At 75.5% G+C, this 21,369-nt stretch carries 8 protein-coding genes and 1 tRNA gene; all 9 read right to left on the bottom strand.

All coding sequences use genetic code 11. The features are described 5' to 3' along the window. Positions 1-54: 54 nt before the first annotated feature. The 9 genes from ACFCLZ_RS17630 to tmk all read right to left on the bottom strand — a co-directional run bounded on the left by ACFCLZ_RS17630 (position 55) and on the right by tmk (position 21,276). The gene (locus ACFCLZ_RS17630; RefSeq protein ID WP_380285859.1) at positions 55-2,568 is read right to left on the bottom strand and encodes a KR domain-containing protein; all 2,514 of its coding nucleotides are present in this window, start codon (positions 2,566-2,568) and stop codon (positions 55-57) included. A 7-nt stretch (positions 2,569-2,575) separates the two neighbouring features. Then, positions 2,576-10,114, bottom strand: a complete 7,539-nt coding sequence (locus ACFCLZ_RS17635; protein ID WP_380285861.1) for a cytochrome P450 — start codon at positions 10,112-10,114, stop codon at positions 2,576-2,578. A gap of 5 nt (positions 10,115-10,119) precedes the next feature. After that, on the bottom strand, positions 10,120-11,595 hold the full coding sequence (locus ACFCLZ_RS17640) for an acyltransferase domain-containing protein (protein ID WP_380285862.1): 1,476 nt from the start codon (positions 11,593-11,595) through the stop codon (positions 10,120-10,122). Between the two features lie 772 nt (positions 11,596-12,367). Then, a tRNA-Thr gene (locus ACFCLZ_RS17645) sits at positions 12,368-12,444 on the bottom strand. Between the two features lie 79 nt (positions 12,445-12,523). Then, positions 12,524-13,186 carry a leucine efflux protein LeuE gene (gene leuE / locus ACFCLZ_RS17650; protein WP_380285863.1) on the bottom strand — a complete coding sequence of 221 codons (663 nt, stop codon included), beginning with the start codon at positions 13,184-13,186 and terminating at the stop codon, positions 12,524-12,526. Between the two features lie 67 nt (positions 13,187-13,253). Further along, positions 13,254-14,939, bottom strand: coding sequence for an alpha/beta hydrolase (locus ACFCLZ_RS17655; RefSeq protein WP_380285864.1), 1,686 nt, complete (start codon positions 14,937-14,939; stop codon positions 13,254-13,256). An 82-nt stretch (positions 14,940-15,021) separates the two neighbouring features. Further along, entirely contained in the window at positions 15,022-16,197 is a 1,176-nt protein-coding gene (locus ACFCLZ_RS17660; RefSeq protein WP_380285865.1) for a hypothetical protein, read from the bottom strand. A gap of 222 nt (positions 16,198-16,419) precedes the next feature. Next, positions 16,420-17,631, bottom strand: a complete 1,212-nt coding sequence (locus ACFCLZ_RS17665) for a DNA polymerase III subunit delta' (RefSeq protein WP_380285867.1) — start codon at positions 17,629-17,631, stop codon at positions 16,420-16,422. 216 nt (positions 17,632-17,847) lie between these two features. After that, positions 17,848-21,276: a dTMP kinase gene (tmk, locus tag ACFCLZ_RS17670; protein WP_380285868.1), complete on the bottom strand. Its 3,429-nt coding sequence runs from the start codon at positions 21,274-21,276 to the stop codon at positions 17,848-17,850. Positions 21,277-21,369: the final 93 nt, after the last annotated feature.

Consider the following 21,369-nt stretch of genomic DNA (forward strand, 5'->3'; position numbering starts at 1 on the left):
GGATGGTCGGCAGCGTGCGGGCGTACGGGCGTACGGGCGTACGGACGGGCGGCGTCAGCGGTAGCGCAGGCCCCTCACCCGGAGCACGGGCGGGCGGGCCCCGAGGCCCTCGGCAAGGGCCCGTCCGGTCCAGTCGCGGCCGTCCGGGCTGCCGACCAGCAGCGCGGCGCCGCCCGCCGCCGGCGGCTCGGCGCACAGCCGCTCCACCGTGAGCCGCCGCGCGTCCGCGGCGCCCGCAGCGGTCCCGCCCTGCACGAGCCAGCCGGCCCGCAGCAGGTTCTCCAGCTGGTTGAGCGGGAGCGCCGGCCGCGGGACCGGCGAGGCGAGCAGCAGGTCGGCCGTCCGGCCCGGGTCCGCCCGGCCGTACAGCCGGCCGGTGGCGCCGTCCCGCCGCCAGGCGGCCAGCCGGAAGGCGTGCCCGGTCCAGCCGAGCGCACCGCCGGGCGGAAACGGGAGCACCTCGTCGGCGCCCGTCGCGGCGGGCGCCGACGGCACCTGCGGGTCGGCCGCCGGCCCGCCGGCCCGGTAGACGAGTTCGGCGGACGCGAGCCGCCGCCCGTCCCGCTCCAGCGTCACCGCGACCCGCCAACCGCCGTCCTCGGCCCGGCGGCCCTCGGCGTGCCGGACCAGCTCGGCCGTCCGCCGGCCCGGGCCGACCCGGAGCAGCGGCAACTCCACGTCGAGGTCGCGCAGTTCGGCGAAGCGCAGCCGCTCGCCGTGCTCCGGCGGCACCCAGTCGCCGGCCGCCCGCAGGTACTCCAGGCAGAGCGAGACCGGCAGTGCGGGCTCACCGGCCACCCGGAAGTCGTCGCAGCAGGGCAGCTCCCCGGCCCGCAGCACGTGCGCCGTGGTGATCGCCCCGTACGGCCGGAAGCGCAGCGGCTCGCCCAGGAAGTGGCGGGCGGAGGCGAGCCGTTCGATGCCCGGCAGCCCGGTGTCCTGCTGATAGCCGCGCAGCACCGACGGCAGCATCGCCGGGCCGACGTCGCCGATGAACGTCGACTCGCCGCTGCCGCCGGAGAACAGCTCGCGCTTCCAGTGGTACAGGCCCTCGCGCACGTCCACCGCCGACATGTAGCGCAGCGTGGCCTCGTAGTTGGTGATCATGCCGAGGCGTTCCCAGGTCGGCCAGCAGACCGTGGACACCGGTGTGCGGCGCGACCGGCCGGGCTGTTCGCCGGGCTGCGAGGCCCACAGCCCGAGCCGGCTGAGCGCCTCGTTGGCGGCGCCGTAGTCGAGCTGGCCGACCATGCCGCCCCAGCGGCCGGTCAGCGAGCCGACGCTGCAGAAGAACACCGGCCGCGGCCGGTCGGCGACCGCCCGCAGCAGGTTGAGGAAGCCCCCGACCTTGACCCGGACGACCAGCGAGACGATCTGCTCGGTCTTGCCCGGCAGCCGCACCGGGACGTCCACGCCCGCGTTGTGCACGACCCCCGCCAGCCGGTCGCCGGCCTCGTCGACCAGCCGGGCGACCTGCTCCGGGTCGGTGATGTCGCACTGCACGTAGTCGATCCGCAGGCCGTCCGCACGGGCCGAGGCGAGGTTCGCCCACAGCTCGCGCTCCTGGGCCAGCTTCTCCAGCCCGGCGCGGACCTGCGGCACCCGCCGCCCGGCCACCGCCTCGCGCAGCCGCTCGTCCCGGTACCGCCGGAACTCCCGCTCGTCCAGCGCCAGCGCCGGGACGGCCCCGGCGTCGGGCGCCGCCCCGCGGCCGCTCACCACGACCCGGGCGCCGAAGTCCTCGGCGAGCGAGCGGGCCAGGGCGTAGCCGATGCCGCGCCCGCCGCCGGACATCACCACGGTGTCGCCGGGGCGCAGCGTGCGGACCGGCGGGCCGGGCTGCGCGTGGCGGGCCCGCAGGCTGTAGCGGCGCCCGGCCCGGTGGCCGATCTCGAAGGCGCCCCAGCGGTAGAGCTCCCGGCTCACCAGGTCGGCGGTCTGCTCCGCCGTGTGCTCGGCGGTGAGGTCGAGGATCCGGATGTTGCAGTTGGGCACCTCCCGGGGCAGGCCCTTGGCCAGCCCCGCCCACAGCCCGCCGAGCGGCTGCTCGACCCGGTCCGGGCCGAAACCCATCCGGCCGCCCAGCCGGGTGACCGGCAGGTAGAACAGCCGCCCCGCGTCGGTCTCGGCCGCCCAGTGGGCGAAGCAGGCCCGGAGCATCGCGACGGTCTGCCGCAACGGGCCCTCCCAGGCGTCCGGCGCGCCGTGGTCGAAGGGCTCCTCCAGGGCCAGGTCGACGATGCCGTCGATCCGCCCGGCCGCGGCGTGCAGGGCCGCGGCGGCCTCGGCGAAGCCGCCGCGCTGCCCCGCGGCGGGCGGGGCGAGCCGGTGTGCGCCCGCCCCGGCGGCGGTCAGCGCCGCGCCGACCGCGGCGGCGGTGGCCTCCCGGCCGCCGACCACCGCGATCGAGCGTCCGCGCAGCCCGGGGGCGGCGCCCGGCGGGAGCGCGGCGGTCTCCACCGGCTCCCACACGTGGCGCCGCACGGGGCGCACCGATCCGTCCTGCGGGTACGCCACCACCGGCGGGGCCAGGGCCCGCGCGGGGGTGGCCGGTTCCATGAGTGTCATCAGCGTGTCATCGCTTCCTGGGCTCCACGACGAGGCGGATGCCGTCGACCGGGCGGAAGGAGACCAGCGTGCCCAGCGTGAGCGGGTGGTCGGGGACCAGCCGCAGCCGGAAGCGCTGGGCCACCATCGCGAGCGTCAGGTGCGTCTGCACCAGCGCCATCTGGTTGCCGACGCACTTGCGCCGCCCGCCGCCGAACGGGAAGTAGGCGTACCGCGGCTGCTGGGCGCGGTTCCTCTCGGTGAAGCGCTCCGGGTCGAAGCGCTCCGGGTCGACCCAGTAGTCCGGGTGCCGGTGGGTGACGTACGGGACCATGAAGACGCTGCCGCCGGCCGGGACGTGCCAGCCGTTGACGTCGTCCTCCCCGACGGCGTCGCGCGGGTACACCCAGATCGGCGGGTGCAGCCGCAGCGTCTCGTCGGCGACCATCCGGGTGTACGGGAGCCTCGCGAGGTCCTCGATGCCGGGCGTGCGCCCGCCGAGCACCCGCTCGACCTCCTCGTGCAGCCCCTCCTGCACCTGCGGGTCCTTGGCCAGCTCGTACAGCGCCCAGGCCAGGCCGGTGCCGGTGGTCTCGTGGCCCGCCATGAAGACGGTCATGATCTCGTCCCGGACCTGCTGCCCGGTCCACTCGCCGCCGCTCTCGTCACGCGCCTGCAGGAGCAGGCTGACCAGGTCGGTCAGCCCCTCGTGCCGTCCCGCCCGGTGGGCCTCGACGATGCCGTCCACGACCTCGTACATCACCCGGCGGGCCCGGCGGATCCGCCGGTTGTACGGGATCGGCACGAACTCCGGGGTCAGCTGGTTGAGGGTGCCGCGGAAGACCATGGCCTCGATGGAGGTGACCATCGCCGGCCCCACCCGGTCGCTGAGCGGGTGGAGGTCGGTGTCGAACATGACCTTGCCGAGCGCGCCGAGGGTGAGGTCCATCATCTCGGGCACCACGTCGATGCCGGCGGCGTCCGGCGCCTCCTTCTCCCACCGGTCGAGGACCAGGGCGGTGGAGTCGGTCATGGTGGTCGCCATGGCGTCGATGGCGGTCCGGTGGAACAGCGGGTTCACCACACGGCGGTGCTGCTTCCACTCCTCGCCGTCGAGGGTGAGCAGGCCCATGCCCATGAAGATCTTGAAGGCGTCGTAGCCCTTGCCGCGGACGTAGTTCTGGTTGTTGTCCTGGAGGACGTACCGGATGTTGTCCGGGTGGTAGTTGAGATGGACGGTGAAGTAGCCCAGCGGCAGCTTGACCATGTCGCCGTAGGCCCGGTTCAGCTCGGTGAACAGGGCGGGCGCGTTGCGCTGGAACTTCCGCAGGTTGCCCGGGACGGTCCGCAGGCCGCGCGGGCCCGGGGCGGGGCGGGCGAGCCGCGGCGCGGCGGGCGCGGGGCCCGCCGGGTGCCGGGGGCCCGTGGTCACCGGCGTCGGCCCACCAGCCGCGCCGGTCTCAGCTTTTCCCATCGAAGCCACCACCTCACTGCGCTCGGTCGCGGAGGTCACCGGGTCCGTCGGGGCCGCGGAGGCCGCCCCGGCCCGCTCGGCCGCCTCCGCCGGGGTCAGGAACGTCCCGCTCCCCCGGTCCAGATAGCCCATCAACGTCCAGTCCAGGTCCTTCATCTGGAGCAGGATCCGCCCGTCCGGCCGGACCGCGACGAAGCGGTTGCCGCTCCCCGCGTCCCGTCCGTCGGCCCGCGCGTCGGGCAGCACCGCGTACAGGTCGAGCCGCCCGTAGCGCTGCGCGACCCGGCCGTCGCCGCCGTGCTCGTAGACGTCGATCCGGCCGATGCCCAGCGGGGCGGCCAGCGGGATCAGGTCGCCGTCGACCAGGGCGAGCACCCCGGTGCGGGCGAGCCCGTCGAGGAGCACGACCGGGATCCCGAAGCTCCCGAACACCCGGTGGTCGGCGGGCAGTTCGAGGTTGTACGTGGCCCGCTTGCCGGAAGGGTGCAGCCGGGTGTCGGTGGTCGACACGAACAGGTCGGTCAGCAGCACCGGCGAGCCCGGGAGGTGGTACGGATCGGGGACCGGCGTCTCCGCGGCCGGGTGCCACGCCTGCCAGTGCGGCGCGTCCGGCAGGTCTCCGGCCAGCAGCACCCGCACCTCGAAGTGCAGCCGGTCCTTCACCAGCACGGTGCCGTTGGGCGCCACCACGTCGTGGGTGATCCGCACCGCCACCACGGCCTGGCCGAGGTCGGCCCGGCGCTCCACGACCTCGGCGCGGATCTTCTTGCGCAGCCCGGCCCGGTCCGTCTCGCGGACCTTGAGGAAGTGGTGGAAGCGCAGGTCCTCGAAGGCGTACACCTTGAGGTCCGGCACCAGCCAGGAGGCCGCCTCGAAGGCGATCTCGGTGACGAACGTGCCCGGCAGGGTGGGCGTGTCGCCGACCCGGTGATGGCGCAGGTAGTCGTCCTGCTCCAGGTCGAAGACCCGCTCGAAGAGGACCGAGTCCGCCGTCCGCTCCACGACCTCGCCGAGGTAGAACGGCGGCGCCGGCGCCCCCACGGGCGCCGGTTCCGGCGCGACCGCCAGCGAACCACCACGCGGCGCCCCCGGGTCGAGGAAGCCCGGCAGCAGCCGCTCGACCGCCCCGCGCTCCGCGTCGCCGAGGTGCACGGTGTACGGCGAGGGCTTGACCAGGTTCAGCTCGCGGATGAAGTGGTGCACGCCCTCCGCGGTGCTCATCGCGGAGTACAGCCCGCTCTTCTCGAAGTAGGCCTTGGTCAACGCGTCGGCACCGAGCCCGACTTCGCCCCAGAGCGTCCAGCCGACGGTGAACTCGTGGGCGCCCAGCACCTGGTGGTGGTAGGTCGCCGCGGCGCCGAGGAAGTCGTTGCCCGAGGCGTAGTCGGCCTCGCCCACCTGGCCGGTCATGCCCAGCAGCGAGCCGAAGTTGCACCAGGCGCGCGGCGGCCGGCCGCGCAGGGCGTGCTTCAGGTTGACGTAGCCCCGCACCTTCAGGTCGCGCACCTGCCGGAACTCCGCCGGGCTCTTGGTCGCGATCGGCGCCGAACGGTTCAGCCCCGCCGCGTTGACGAGCAGGTCGATCCGCCCGGACTCGGCGTGGATCCGGTCCATCGCGGCCGTCACCTGGGCGCTGTCGGTCACGTCGCAGGGCACGTAGTGCACCGCGTCCGCGCCGCTGTGCTCGGCGATCCGGCGCAGGTTGGCCCGGATCACCCGCGCCTGGCCGATCCGCTCGTACGCGCGGCTGAGCTGCGCGGGGTTGCGGCCGGTCCCCAGCGCGAGCTGCCGCCGGATGTAGTCGGCGCGGCCCTTGGCGAAGGCCTCGTCGTCGAGCTCCAGGTACTCGGCCGGGTGGGAGTCCACCGGGTTGCTGCCGAGCACGTACACCGTGGGGCGGAAGTGCCGGGCGACCTCGGCCAGCAGCTCGGCGGTGATGCCGCGCCCGCCGCCCACCGCGACCACGACGCTCTCCGGCCCGAGCACCGCCTCCCCCGGCGGCACCAGCTCGCCGGGCTCCTCGGCGAGGGTGACGGTCAGCCTCCGCCCGCCGTCGTAGAAGGCCGAGGGCGCGCCGCGCCGGAACGCGGACTCCCGGCCCGCCTCCGCGACCCCGACGGCCGCCTCCCGCGCGCCGGTGACCAGCGCGAACGTCAGGCAGCGCGGCGCGTACTCCAGGTGGATCACCTTGAACAGACCCGTGAACATGCCCGTGAACGGGTGCGGGGTCCGGTCGGTCATCGCCCCGAGGAACAGCCCGACGCAGCTCGCGCCGCCGGCCTCGGCGGCCAGCGCCTCGTGCCGCTGCCGCACCGTCAGGAACACCAGCTCGTGCAGGGCGCCGAGCGCCTGCGCCTCCGCCGGGCCGGCCGCCTGCGCGCCGGACAGCTCGGTGATCACCCGGATGTGCCGGATCCGCCGCTGCGGGTCCGCCTCGTCCAGCAGCCCCGGGAGGGCCTCGGCGTCCGACACGTATCGGACCCCGGGACCGCCGGGCACCGTGGACAGCACCAGGGTGCCGGCCGGAGCCCCGGCCGCCGTCACGGCCCGCGGCCGGTCGGTCAGCACCACGGTCGGCTCGGCGGGCCAGAACGGCAGCTCGGCGCGGACCGGCTCGCCCGGCGTCCCGGTCAGCTCGGGCACGTGCCGGGTGACCAGCAGCGGGTGCCGGTCGTCGTAGTGCCGCTCGTCGTAGCAGGCGGACGGCACCTGGGTGCCCGCCTCGGCCGGCCGGGCGCCGGCCGCCACGGGGGCGGAGACCCGGACGGTGAGGTCGGGCGCGCCGTCCTCGCCCCGGCAGACCACCAGCGCGTCCCGCTCGGCCGGTTCCTTCGCCAGCGCCTGCAGGATGCCGATGGCCCCCTCGGCGCCCAGGTAGCAGGCTGCGCGCTCGCTTCGCACCGCACCGCACTCGATGGTCGGCACGGACGGCGCCGCGGGCTCCTGCGCCACCGGGGTGTCCAGGTAGCCGAGCACCTCCAGCCCGGCCGCCGCGGCGGTCTCCTCGGTCACCAGGGCGAACAGGAAGGCGCCCTCGGCCAGCACGCTGCGCCCGTCGAGGGCCTCGTCCAGCAGCCGGCGCACCTCGTCGGTGCTGTTGCCGTTGATGCCGCCGACCAGCGCCATCGTCAGCTCGCCCTGCCGCAGGTAGCGGATGGCCACGTCGATCGCGCTCAGGGTCGAGGTGAACCCCGTGTCGACCGTCATGTTGAGGCCCTTGAGGTCGAAGTAGTTGGCGACCCGGGCCGGGATCACGTTCGGCATCATGCCGGGGAACGAGTCCTCGTTGGACGGCGGGACCAGCCGCCGCACCTCGGACCTGAGCTCCTCCAGCGCCTGCGGCAGCCACGGCGCCGGGGCCAGCGAGGGATCGGCCTTCAGCGCGAGGGTGAGGTCGTCCAGGTAGCAGCGCATCGCGTAGAGCGTCGCGTTGCGGGTCGCCCCGAGGTGGCCGAGCACCACGCCCGTGGTCTCGCTGTTGTCCTCCCAGAACGCGCCCAGGCTGTCGCGCAGCCGGTGGGCGCACTTGAGGATCATCAGCTGGCAGCGGTCGATGCCCCGCATCATGCCGGGGGGCATCCGGACCTGCTGGAAGGACGGCAGCGGGTAGGTGTCGCCGAAGGAGACGTCCTGCGGCCCCGCCTTGCCCAGCCAGCCGGCCGGCTCGTCGGCGGTCCCGGTGCCCGGCACGTGCGCCGTCCGCGCCACGATCGCGATCCGCTGCGGCGGCTGCTGCGGCTCCGGTCGCCGGGCCCGCGCCGCCGCTCCCGCGGCCGGCGGCTCCTGCACCACCAGGTGCGCGTTGGTGCCGCCGAAGCCGAAGCCGGAGACGGCGGCGGTCCGGCGCCGCCCGCCGCGCGGCCACGGCACCGGCTCGGTCGGCACCACCAGGTTGGAGCCGCCGATCGCGAAGTCCGCCGGGGTCTCGGTGAACCGGTGCTGCGGCGGGATCACGTCGTGCCGGAAGCCCAGCACGACCTCGATCAGCGACGCCACGCCGGCGGCCCAACCGGTGTGCCCGATCACCGACTTGTTCGAGGTGACGACCACCGGCGCGCGCCCCGGCCGGTGACCGCCCAGCGCCTCGCGCAGCGTGGTGAACTCCGCCAGGTCCCCGGCCGGGGTGCCGGTGGCGTGCGCGACGATCCAGTCCGGCCGCACGTCGTCCATGCCCGGCCGGTCCAGCGCGCGCCGGATCGCCAGCTTCTGGCCGGCCGCGCTCGGGGCGTAGACGGCCTTGCCCTTGCCGTCCGAGGACGAGCCGAAGCTGCGCAGGGTGGCCAGCACCCGGTCGCCGTCCCGGCGTGCCCGGCTCAGCCGCTTGAGCACGACGGTCGCGGCGCCGTCGGAGAACAGCACGCCGTCGCTGTCCCGGTCGAGCGAGCGGACCTCGCCGCTCACCGACAGGCCGTTGAGCTTGGCGAACAGGATCGAGCCGCGCGGTCCCACGGCGAACGAGCCGCTGCAGACCGCGATGTCGTGCCGGCCCTCCAGCAGGCCCTTGAGGCCGAGGTCCACCGCGTAGAGCGAGGACGAGCAGGCGGTGTCCACGAGCAGCAGCTCGGCGGACGGCGGCAGCACGTCCCGCATCGCGTTGAGCCCGACCCGGTGCGGGAAGAACTGCAGCGGCTCGGGGCCGCTGCGCGGGTAGTGCCCGGCCAGCCGGCGCTCGACGGCGGCGAGCGCGGCGGCACGGTCCGCCTCCGACAGGCCCAGCCCGTCCAGGATCGGCGCGATCCGGCCGAGCACGCCGGCCCGGACGGTCGCCTCCTCCAGGTGCTGGCTGCCGTCGGCGGTGTAGCCGACCAGGAACGAGCAGCGGTCCTCGGGGCGGTGCCGGACGCCCTCCATCGCCTGCAGCAGCGAGTGCCGCAGCCACAGCGTGGTCGACTCGACCGCGGCCGGGTCGGTCCCCGCCTCGGCCAGCTCGCGGGCCAGCTGCGGGTGGGGCGCGAAGTCGGTGATGAAGGCGGAGCGCTTGGAGTAGGTCTTGTCCTCGTCACGCTTGTCGGCCGAGTGGAACTTGTCGTTGTCCCACCGGTCGGCCGGGATCTCGACGAACCGCTCGGCGCCGTGCATCAGCTCGTGCCAGTACTCGTCGAGGTCGTTGGCGCCGGGCACCACGATGCCCATGCCGACGATGGCGATCTCGTCGCCGTCCTCGCCGTCCTTGCCGGGCGCCGCGACGGCCGGCACCGGCTCCTGACGCGGGGTCACCGCCGCCGTGACCGGCCTCCCCTCCTGCTCCTGTTCCTTCTCCGCCTCCTCCTCCGCCACCGGGACCGTCGGCGGAACCGGCTCCACCAGCGCGCGCGGCGGCGACAGCAGGGCCTGCCCCGTGGACAGGCCGCCGTCCGCCAGGATCACCTGGCCGGTGATCCAGCTCGACCGAGGCGAGGCCAGGAAGGCCACCACCTCGGCCAGCTCCTCCGGGTGGCCGAGCCGCCCCATCGGGGTGGCCTCGATGGTGGCGCGCTGCATCCGCTCGGCGTCCGGAAACAGCCCCACGACCTCGCTGTACAGCATCCCGGCCGCGGCTGTGTTGACCCGGATCCCGTCGCGGGCGTAGTCGACGGCGAGGTAGCGGGTCATCGCCTCCACGGCGGCCTTCGCCGGCCCGCAGGCCAGGTAGTTGGCCATCACGAACTGGCCGCCGCCCAGCGTGGAGATGTTGACGATGCTGCCCCCGCCCCGGCGCGCCATCAACGCGGCGGCCCGCCGGGCGCACGCCAGCCCGCCCTTGAGACTGGTGTTCAGCGCCCGGTCGAGCAGTTGGTCGGTGACCTCCTCGCCCGGCACCAGCGCGCCACTGGCGGCGTTGTTGACCAGGATGTCGAGCCCGCCGAAGCGCTCCTCGATCTCGTCGAACATCCGCTCGACCTGGCCGCGGACGGCGACCGACGCGCGGATGACGTGCACCCGGCCGCCGGCCCGCTCGATCTCGGCGGCGGTCTCCCGGGCGGGACCGGGAGAGTGCAGGTGGTTGATGACGACCAGCGCGCCGTCGGCGGCGAGCCGCTGGGCGATCACCTTGCCGACGTTGCGCGCCCCTCCGGTGACCAGGGCGATCTTTCCCTGAAGTTCCTGGGACACCGGGATCACGCCGATCCGCCCGAGGCGATGATCAGGTCAGCGATCTTGCCCAGGGTGTTGTACGCGGCCGGCCGCACGTCGGAGGGCCGGGGCGGCAGCTCGTAGCGGTTGCCGACGCGCACCAGCAGCTCGGTCTGCTTCACCGAGTCGACACCCAGCTCGGCCTCCAGGTCGGTGTCCTCCTCGAAGACCTCGGCCGGGTACTCCAGCGCCTCGGCGTAGATGTCGGCGAGCTGGCGGACCAGGGTGCCGCGGTCCACCCCCGCCACGCCCGCCGGCCTCGCCGCCGGAGCCGTCTGCGGCGCGGCAACGCCGGTCCGCGCCTCCTCCCCGACGTCCCCCCTCGCGCCCAGGTACGTCAGGTACGCCTCCCGGGCGAACGCCCGCACATCCCCGCCGCGCCCGTCCCAGAACGCCTCGAAGTCCTCCGCAGGCACGTCCGACAGCAGCGCGGCGCGCAGCTGGTCGGCCGTCGAGAGGCCGCCCCCACCCGCGGAGACGGCGCCCAGCAGGGCGAGCCGGTCGAGCGCCTGCCGCAGCACCGCGGCGCCGCCCGCCTCGGGCAGCAGGGTGGGCACGGTGGTGACCGGGGCCGCGACGATGCGGCCGGTGATCCGGCTCAGCGCGTCCAGCGCCCCGCACTCGACGAACACCGAGACCCCGCTCCCCGCCAGCTCGCGCACGGTGTCGGCGAACCGCACCCGGGTGGTGAAGTGCCCGGCCAGCAGCTCGGTCAGCCGGTCCCCGTCCTCGTAGGCGCGGCCGAGGATCGGCGAATGAACGGTGGCTTCCAGCGGCCGCTGGCGGATGTCCGCGATCCGCTCGGCGAACTTCTCCGCCGCCGGCCCGAGCAACGGGCTGTGGAAGGCGTAGGGCGACTTGAGCCGGGCGAAGTCGGTCTTCAGCACGGCGGCGAGCCGGCCGATGGCATCCAGCGTCTCGGCGCGCCCGGACAGCACGGTCTGCCCGTCGTGGTTCTCGACCGCGATGCCGCTCAGCGGGTCCCCGACCAGGTCGACCAGCTTCTGCGCCCGGTCGGCGTCGGTGCCGATGGCGGCCATGTAGGCGTCGCCCAGCCCGGCCTCGCGCAGCGCGATGCTGCGGTGGCAGACGATCTCGGCGCCCTCGGCGGGGCTGAACGCACCGGCGGCGACCAGCGCGGAGATCTCCCCGAGGCTGTGCCCGACCAGCACGTTCGGACGCAGACCGCGGGCACGCAGAACGCCGTGGGCGGCGGTGGAAGCCGCGTAGATGGCGAGCTGGAGCGCCTCCGGGGCCTCCCGGAGCAACTGCTCGGTGTCCGGCGTCCGCACCGCGAGGAGCTGCTCCACCGCGCTGTCGCCGAGCAGCGGACGGGCGGCGTCACCGATCTCGGTGAGGAGCGGTCCGACCTCGGGGAACTCGTCCCACAGGTCCGCGAGGGCACGGCCGTAGAACGCGCCCTGCCCAGGAAAGAGGACGGCAATCGACGTTTCAGGCATGATGCACACTTCCCCCAGACTCATTTACATGATCAGCTGCATCGGCGATACGCGCCGCAATTCCTCGACCGGCAGATACCGTATTCATTCCCCACCACCCGGGAGAGGCGATTCCGGTTAATCCTCGGTCAACCCAAGCGCGAGATCACCGCCAAATTCGATGCCTTCGGGAACCGCATCAAAGACACCGGAACCCGGAAATGCATCAGGAGACCCCACCCGGCCGGCACACCCCGGCAGCACCCCCAACGACCAGGCAACTAGCCAGCAGCCGAACGTCGTTGGAATCCGTCGACACCGCACGATGCCAAGCGGCCGTCGCCACCCCCATCAGTACCCATCGGCCGAACAAGTGGAATGACCGATCCCGGTTCTGCAATTGTCAGTCACCGCCACATCAATGTTCATCGCCCCCGTATCGCTGCGCGCCGAAGCGCGGCGGCCCATACACTTTCACCCTAGGAATCCGCCTGATGACAAGTCAAGCACTTTCTTGGACGACCTGCCGGTAATATTTCCCACCCACCCCGAAACCCTCCCCCAAACGAGTCCATGACAAATCATGAACCGATAAAACAGAAACGTTTCCCCGCCTTGGCAGCCCCGTTTCCCGCCACCCGCACCCCACCCCCGAAAGGGCGCACAGGGGCGGCCACCGCTCACGCCACCCCGCGCACACCACCCCGCCCCCGCCCCCCGACCCCCCACACACACCCGGGCCGCGCCCAACAACAAAGAACCCCAGGCCGGATAACCGACCTGGGGTTCATCATGGAGCCGCCTGCGGGATTCGAACCCGCGACCTACGCATTACGAGTGCGTTGCTCTGGCCAACTGAGCTAAGGCGGCGCCGTTGCCGGAAGTCCTGGCAACGCGGGCCAGTCTACACAGGTTGGCCGGTGATCCGTAACGCGATACCCCAGTGGGGTCAGGCGGAGGTGACGGCGAGCTTGGCGGCGAAGCCGGCGAAGAGGGCGGCGACGCCGCTGGTGAGGCCGGCGGAGAGGCGCTTGCGGCGGCGGAAGGCGGAGGCGAGGGAGGTTCCCGCGAAGATCAGCAGGGAGAGGTAGAGGAAGCTGAAGGTCTGCAGGATGCCGCCGAGGAGGGTGAAGGAGAGCACCGGGCGGCCGTAGGAGGGGTCGACGAACTGGGTGAAGAAGGAGAGCAGGAAGAGGATCGCCTTGGGGTTCAGCAGGCTGATCACCAGGGCGCGGCGGAACGGGTGCTCGGTGGACTCGGCGGGGTCGGCGGCCGCCGCGGCGCCGGTGGTCTCGGGGGCGAGCCGGTGTTCGCGCCAGAGCTGGCGGGCCGCGCGCAGCATGCCGATGCCTATCCAGAGCAGGTAGGCGGCGCCGCCGAACTTCACCACGGCGAAGACGGCCGGGTTGGCCTCCAGGAGGGAGGCGGCACCGAGCGCGGTCAGGCTGATGAGGGTGAAGTCGCCGACGAAGACGCCGGCGGCGGCGCGGTAGCCGGTGCGCACGCCCTTGCGGGCGGCGACGGACAGCACGTAGAGGGAGTTGGGGCCGGGGAGGAGGACGATGACGAGGGCGCCGAGGACGTAGGTCGCCAGGTCGTTGACTCCGAGCACGGTGGGCTCCGGTGGGGTGGGAGAGCGGTGAGGGGGCGCTCATCCTAACGTCGTACCGGACGCTTCCTCAGTGCCCGCAGCGTTTCCCGTTCTCCGGTGCCTCGCCGGCCAGCAGGTAGTGGTTGACCGCGCCGTCGAGGCAGGTGTCGTGGCGGCCGTACGCGGTGTGGCCGTCCCCGTCGTAGGTCAGCAGCCGCCCGGACTCCAGCTGTCCGGCCAGCGACTGCGCCCACGTGTACGGGGTGGCCGGGTCCCGGGTGGTGCCGACGACCACGATCGGCGTGGCGCCGGCGGCCCGGACGGTGTGCGGCGTGCCGGTGGCCCGGACCGGCCAGTAGGTGCAGGTCAGCGCCATCCAGGCCATGTCCCGGCCGAACCGCGGCGAGGTCCGCTCGAACTCCGGCACCGCCCGCGCGGCGTCCTCGGGGCCGGCGAACGGGGCGGGCAGGTCGAGGCAGTTCACCGCCATGTTGGCGAACATCAGGTTGGGGTAGGTGCCGTCCGCCTCCCGTCCGTAGTACGTGTCGGACAGCTTGAGCAGGCCGGTGCCGTCCCCGCCCCGGGCGTCGGCGAGCGCGGTGCGCAGCCGGGGCCAGAGGAAGTCCGCGTACATGGCCTGGATGACGCCGGTGGTCGCCTGCGCCTCGCTGAGCCGGCGGGCGCCGTCGGCGGTCGTCAGCGGGTGGGCGTCGATCGTCGCGAACAGGGCGGTGAGCTGCTCGCCGGCCTGCTGCTCGGTGCGGCCGAGCGGGCAGTCCTCGCGGGCGGCGCAGTCCCGGGCGAAGGCGGTCCAGGCGGTCTCGAAGCCGCCCGCCTGGGTGCGGTTGCCGGCCAGCGAGTCGAGCGAGGGGTCCATCGCGCCGTCGAGCACCATCCGGCCGGTGCGGCCCGGGAACAGGCCCGCGTAGGTCGCGCCGAGGAAGGTGCCGTAGGACTTGCCGACGTAGTTGAGCCGCTCGTCGCCGAGCAGGGCGCGCAGCACGTCCAGGTCGCGCGCCGCCTCGACGGTGCTCAGGTGGCCGAGCCGGGCGCCGGACCGCTGACGGCAGCCCTCGGCGAACTCCTTGGCGGCGGCCACCAGGGCGTCGACCTCGGCCGGGTCGTCGGGGGTGATGTCGACGGCGGTGTACGCGTCCATCCGCTCGCCGCTCAGACAGGTGACCGGGGAGCTGCGGCCGACCCCGCGCGGGTCCAGGCCGACCAGGTCGTACCGGGCGCGCACCGCGGGGTCGTACGTGCGGGCCGCGCCCTCGACGTACTCGACGGCCGAGCCGCCGGGGCCGCCGGGGTTGAGCAGCAGCGAGCCGAGCCGGCCGCCGGGCCCTGAGGAGTCGGTGGACCCGGAGGAGTCGGAGGGGACGGCCGGGGCGCGGACGGCGGCCAGGGTGAGGTCGCCGTCCGCCGGGTGGTCGTAGTCCAGCGGCACCCGGAAGGTGGTGCACTCGTAGCCGTCGTCGCAGGACTGCCAGGCGAGCCGCTGCCCGTAGTAGGGGGCGAGCGCGGACGGCACGGCGGCGGGCAGCGACTCCAGCGGGGCGACCGGCGCTGCGGACGCGGCCCCGGACGGCGCGGCGAAGCCCGGCGTCCCGCCGCCGGACGGGGCGGCGGTCTCCGGGGCGGCGGCCCCCGGCGTCCCCGCCCCGCCCGCCGAGCAGCCGCTCGCGAGCAGCCCGGCGGCCGCCAGCAGCGCGGCCGCCAGCACCCCTTGCCCGCGCACCCGCGCCGGGGCCTCCTGCCGCCTGTCGGCCCGCATCTGGGATCCCCTCAGCCGTTCACGCCCGGTGGCTCCACTGCCACCCGGGGTACCGGAAGCGTAGTGCCGCGCACCGGCGGGCTCAGGACGCCTTGCCGAGCGCGTCGCCGAGGTACTGCGCCGCCTGCCGGACCAGCCGCAGCCGGATCCGGTCCGCCGAGTAGTCCGTCGCGTTGTCCGAGATCCGCACCTCGGCGCGAGCGGCGGCGCCGGTGCCGCCGCGCAGCGCCGACTGGAGCTTGCGGGCGGCGTCCAGCCCGGCGGTGTCGGCCTTCCCTGCGGCGAGCAGCAGCCGCGGGGTCCCGGTGGCGGGCGCCTCGGCGCCGGTGCGGACGAGCGCGGCCGCGTCGTACCGCCCGGAGACCGCCGCCGCCGCGCCGTAGAGGTCCGGGCGGGCGAGGCCGGCGGCCGCGGCGCAGGGCGCGCCGTCCTCGACCCCGAGCGTGCCCCAGGCCGCCGGACCGGGCGGCAGGGTGCGGAAGGTGGCCGCGATGGTGGTGCGCAGCGCGGCATCGTCGGCGACGGCCATCGGGGCGGCGGCGACCAGCTCACAGGGGTGCGCGGTGCCGTTCGGCGCTTCGGGGGCGACCAGGATGAACGGCTTGGACCGGGCGCTCTGCACGGCGGAGGCGAGGCCCTCGAAGACGTCCGGGACCTCGGCGTCGGCGGTCTTCCGGGGGGTGGCGGCGTGCATCACGACGACCGGGAAGCGGGCGTTCGGGTCCTTGGCGTACTGGGCGGGCAGCCAGACCCGGACGTTGCGCGGGCGGCCGTCCGGGCCGGGGACGGCGGACTGCAGCAGCTCGCCGCCACCCGGGTGGCCGACGCTGTCGAACCGGCTGACGACCGGCGCCGGGGACGGCGCCGGCACGGCCGCGGCGGCCTCGGCCGGGGCGGACGCCGCGACGGCGTCCGCGGGCCCGACCGGCGGAGCGGCCTGCCAGTTGCCGCCGAGACCGGCGGCCCCGGCTTCCATGCCGTCGAACCGGTCGGCGAACGAACCGGCCGAACCGTCGGCCCCGCCACCGCCGCCCAGCACGCCGAACGTGCCCAGCACCGTCAACAGCGTCAGCACGGTGACGCAGACCCCGCAGACCATCGCCCCGGCCGCCCGCAGCAGCATCGGCCGCTGCTCCCCGGCCAGTTCGTACGTCTCCGCGGCCCGCAGGTCGCGCCAGCGCAGCAGCGCGCCGCGGGCCAACCAGACCCCGCCTCCGGCGGCGGCCAGCAGAGGAACGAGCAGAAGCGAACGGACCATGGGACGCACCACCTCGAAGGAGGGCCGGCCGACCGGTCGGGCCCGGCACCGTTACGGGGACGCGACGGCCCCGGCGGTGGGGCGCAGTCGGCCCCCAGCGTGCAAGACGATCCGGGCTTCGCACACGCGTGTGCCCGGCGCGTAACGCACGTTCACTCGAAGGTGGGACGCCGCACGGGGCGGCGGGCCGAACCGGCGCCCCGCCCGCACCGCACCGGCGGCTCAGCCCGCGCGCAGCGCCACGGTCATCGCCTCGACGGCGAGCAGCGGGTCGACGTTGCGGTCCAGCGCCTGCCGGCAGGCGAGCACCGCCTCGATCCGGCGCAGCGTGGACTCCGGCGGACCGGCCTGGGCGATCCGGTCCAGCGCCTGCCGCTGGTCCTCGTTGGCCAGCGCGCCGGTCGAGCCGAGCTGGAGCGCGAGGACGTCCCGGTAGAAGCCGAGCAGGTCGAGCAGGGCGACGCCGAGGGTCTCGCGGCGGGTCCGGGTGGCCCGGCTCTTCTGCCGCTTCTCCAGTTCCTTGACCGCTCCGGCCATGCCGCGCGGCGCCTTGCTGCCCTCGGCCGCGCCGTACGCGGCCTTGAGATCGTCGGTCTCCTTGGCGTCCTGGGTCTCGGCGAGCGCCTCGGCGTCGGCCTTGGCGGTGTCGACCAGGCGCTGGGCGGCGGCCAGGCAGCCGCCGATGTCGCCGACTTCCAGCGGGATCCGCAGCACGTCGGTGCGGCGGGTCCGGACCTGCTCGTCGACGGCCAGCCGGCGCGCGCGCTCGACGTCGCCCTGGCCGGCCAGCGCGGCGAGCCGGGCGGTGTGCGGCTCGACGCCGTCGCGCCGCACCAGCATGTCGGCGACCGCCTCGGCGGCCGGGGTGCGCAGCACCAGCAGGCGGCAGCGGGAGCGGATGGTCGGCAGCACGTCCTGCACCGAGGGGGCGCAGAGCAGCCAGACGGTGCGCGGGGACGGCTCCTCCACGCCCTTGAGCAGCGCGTTGGCGGCGGCCTCGGTGAGCCGGTGGGCGGCGTCGACCAGGATCACCGACCAGCGGCCGCCGGTCGGGTAGCTGGAGGCGCGCAGCACGAGGTCGCGCATGTCGCCGACGCCGATGGACAGGCCGTCGCTGCGGACGTACTTCACGTCGGCGTGGCTGCCCGCGAGGACGGTGTGGCAGCCGTCGCAGAAGCCGCAGCCGGGCGTGCCGCCGAGCGCGAGGTCGGGGCTGGTGCACTGGAGCGCGGCGGCGAAGGCACGGGCGGCGGTGGTCTGGCCGGCCCCCGGCGGCCCGGTGAACAGCCAGGCGTGCGTCATCAGCGAGGCGTTGCCGCCGGCCTGCGGCTCGGCGCCGCGGCCGGCACCGACGATCGCCCCGGCCGCCCGGGCGGCGGCGGTCAGCTGCTCGACCACCCGTTCCTGGCCCACCAGGTCGTCCCAGACGGCCACTGCTGCTCCCAAGCTCGCTACGGACCTGCCGCCCCGCCCGTACCGGCGGCGGCGGGAACCGGAACCGGCCGGGCACGCCGCCACGGCCGCCTCTCCCGCTCCCGCCGTCGAGCATACGTGGCCGCTACGACGGGCCCGGGCCCTGCGGGAACCCGGCCGACCGGGGCCCGGGCCGGGACCGGGACGGGGACCAGGCAGGTTCCGGCCGCGGTGCGGTCAGCCCCGGCGGCCCCAGCGACGGCCCTTGCCCTGGCCGCCGTCCTTGCCGCCGTCCTTGCCACCCGGGCCGGGCCGCCCGCCCCGGCCCTCCTGACCTCCCAGGCCGCCCTGGCCGCCCTGATCCCCCTGGCCGCCTTCGCCGGACCGGCCGTCCTGGCGGCCCTGGCCGCCGGCGCCACCCCGACGGGGGCGGTCGTCCTGGTCCCAGCGGGCCCACTCCTCGCGCGAGCCGAGCAGGGTGTCGGTCAGGCTCGGCAGGTCGTCCAGCGGGGTCTCCTCCGCCCAGTCCGGGCGCGGCCGCGGGTCGTCGGCGGGCGCGCCCTGCCGCGGGTCGATCACCGGAAGCTCGCGGGTGCGCTCCACCGGGCGCTCCTCCGCGACCGGCCGCACGCCCCGCCGGAGGGCCGGGGCCCCCTGGTCGGCCGGGGCACCCGGCTCGATCCGGGGCAGCACCGCCGTCCGGTCGGACTCCTCCGCCGGGATCCGCGGCAGCACGGCCGTCTCGTCGGCCGACGGCCCGGCCGGTGAGGACGGCACCACCGGCAGCTTCGCCGTCGCCGTGAGGTCCGCCGCACCGGCGCCCCGGCCGCGCAGCGAGAGCTCCTGCGTCGCGTCGTTCCCGGGCCCGGTCCGCGGGTCCGTCGGGCCGCTGTCCCGCACGGCCCGCAGCTCGGTGGTCGCCGCGTCGTCCGGCGCGCCCGCTCCCCCGGCACCCGCGCGCTCCGCCGCCTCGGCGGCCGCCGCCGCAGCCGCCGCCAGCGCGGCGGCCTGCGCCAGCCGGGCCTCCTCGGCCCGCTGCAGCGCCTCCTCCGCCCGGCGCCGCTGCTCCTCGCGCGCCAGCTCGCGCTGCCGCTGGAGCTCCGCCCGGGCGGCCGCCTCCTCGGCGAGCCGCTTGCGCTCGGCCTCCTCGACGGCCCGGCGCGCCTCTTCCTCGGCGCGCCGCTTCGCTTCCTCCTCCGCCCGGCGGCGGGCCTCCTCCTCGGCCTTCTTCCGGGCCTCCTCGGCGGCCTTGCGCGCGGCCTCGGCGGCGGCCCGCTCGGCCTCCTCCTTGGCCAGCCGCTCCTTCTCGGCCTGCTCGGCCCGCAGCTGCGCCAGCACCTCCTGGCGCTTGCGCTCGGCGGCCTCCTCCTCGGCGCGCTTGCGAGCCTCCTCCTCGGCCCGGCGCCGCGCCTCCTCGGCCGCCTTCCGCTCCTGCTCGGCGCGGGCGGCCTTCTCCTGCTCGGAGAGCGGCAGCTCGCGGTCGAGCCGGTGGCGGATCGCGGTCGTGACGACGCCGGGGGCCTGGCTGCCGTCGACGACGAGGTAGCGCGCCGCGTCGGCGGCGGCGAGCGCCAGGAAGCCGGAGCGGACCCGCTGGTGGAACTCGGTCGGCTCGGACTCCAGCCGGTCCAGCGCCTCGGTGAACCGCTCCCGGGCCCGGGTCGGGTCGACGTCCAGGACGACGGTCAGGTCGGGCATCAGCCCGCCGGTCGCCCAGCGCGAGATCCGGGCGACCTCGGTGGCGGCCAGGTCGCGGCCCGCACCCTGGTAGGCGATGGAGGAGTCCATGTACCGGTCGGTGATGACCACCGCGCCGCGGGCCAGCGCCGGGCGGATCACGTTCTCGACGTGCTCGGCCCGGTCGGCCGCGTAGATCAGGGCCTCGGCGCGGTGCGAGAGGCCGGTGTTGCCGACGTCCAGGACGAGCCCGCGCAGCCGCTGGCCGACCGGGCTGCCGCCGGGCTCGCGGGTGAGCACGACCTCGTGGCCCTTGCCGCGGATCCACTCGGCGAGCGCCTGGGCCTGGGTGGACTTGCCGGCGCCGTCGCCGCCCTCCAGGGCGATGAAGAAGCCGGTGCCCGCCCGGTGCGGGGCCGGGCCGGTGGCGCCGCGCACCGCGTCGACCAGGTCCCGGCCGAACGGCACGGTGCCGCGCCGGTCGTCGGTGCGCAGCAGCACGACGGCGGCGAGCACCAGGGTGAGCAGTCCGGCGGTGGCGACCGCGAGGGCCGCGCCGCCGTGGATGAAGGTGAACGAGCCGGGCTCGACCGTGCCGTACTCGACGTCCCCGTAGGCCGCGGCGATCAGCGGGACGCCGACCAGCGCGGCGCCGACCACGGCCCGCAGCACCGCGTTCAGGTGCTCGATGACCTGGGGCAGCCGGACCTCCTCGACCTCCTGGGCGAGCAGGGTGCGGCCGGTGGAGATCACCACCCCGGCGGCCAGCGCGGCCAGCACGGTGAGCAGCAGGACGAGCACGAAGTCCAGCACCAGGCCGGCCAGGATCAGCGCGACGCCCTCGGTGAGCAGGGCGAGCGCGAGCAGCCGGCGGCGGGAGAGCGAGGGCAGGACGGCCCGGGTGAGCCGCACGCCGAGCGCGGGGACGCCGGCGGCGGCCAGCACCAGCAGGCCGTAGCCGATCGGCCCGGCGCTGTGCTCGGCGGCGGTCAGCAGGGCCAGCGCGGCGACGCCGGCCATCGCGGCGTACCCGGCGGAGACGGCGAAGGTGAAGTAGGGGGCGGAGCCGGTGCGGCCCTTGGCCAGGGCCGGGCCGGGGGTCGCGTCGGTCGGGGCGCGCAGGCCCCGCAGCGGTGAGACCGGCGGCACCCGGACGGGGCCGCCGGGCAGCTCCTGGAGGTGGACCCGGGCGGCCGAGACCGCGAACAGGGCGGCCGCCCCGAGCGCGGCGAAGGTGGTCTGGTGGGCGCGCAGCCAGTCCGAGCCGAGCGCGGCGAAGACGTTGTTGAGCAGCGTGAGCGCGACCAGCGCGGCGGCGCCGAGCGGCACGGTGGCCCAGCCGGTGCGGTGGTCCAGGGTCCGGACGGTGGCCAGGTCGGCGGCGGACGGGCGCTGCTCGGCCGCCGGGGCGTACACGTCGGCGGGCGGCAGCAGCGCGGGAACGGCGGCGGCCTTGGCGATCGCCCAGACGCGTTCGGCGGCGCCGGTCAGGAAGACGGTGGCCAGCAGCACCCAGGTCGCGGCGCCGGAGGGCTTCGGGCCGGAGCCCAGCCAGACGATCCACCAGGGGGCGAGACCGATCAGCACGGCGCGCAGCGCGTCGGCGCCGAACAGCGTCCAGCGCCGGTCGAGCTTCCCGCTGAGCAGCCCGTGCACCGGGCCGAGCAGGGCGGCGCCGACCAGTCCGGTGGCGGCCAACCGGGTGGCCAGGACCGCGGCGACGGCGAAGGCGAGGCTGCGCGGCGGGTCGCCGAACGGCCCGCTGAGCACGGCGGCGATCACGGTGAGCGCCAGCAGCACCAGCAGGCCGAGCCGGTCGGCGGTGCCGCCGATCAGCTGGGTGGTCCACAGCCGCCGGTAGGGGCGCAGCCGCAGCAGCGCCCGGATCCGCTCGCCCGCGGTTCCGGCGGGCGCGGTCTCCGGCCGGTCGGGCGTGCCGGTGCCGGCGGCCGCCGCGGCGCTGGGGGTGGGCTGCTCCTCGCTCGTCATACGGTCAGCGTAGCGGTCGGGGCATGGCACAAAAGAGGGGAGCGCAGCTCCGGAAGGGCACCGCCGCCGGGTTGTGACGATCCGCGTACGGCC

The organism is Kitasatospora purpeofusca (assembly GCF_042691725.1).
In the GTDB taxonomy this organism is placed as follows: domain Bacteria; phylum Actinomycetota; class Actinomycetes; order Streptomycetales; family Streptomycetaceae; genus Kitasatospora; species Kitasatospora purpeofusca_B.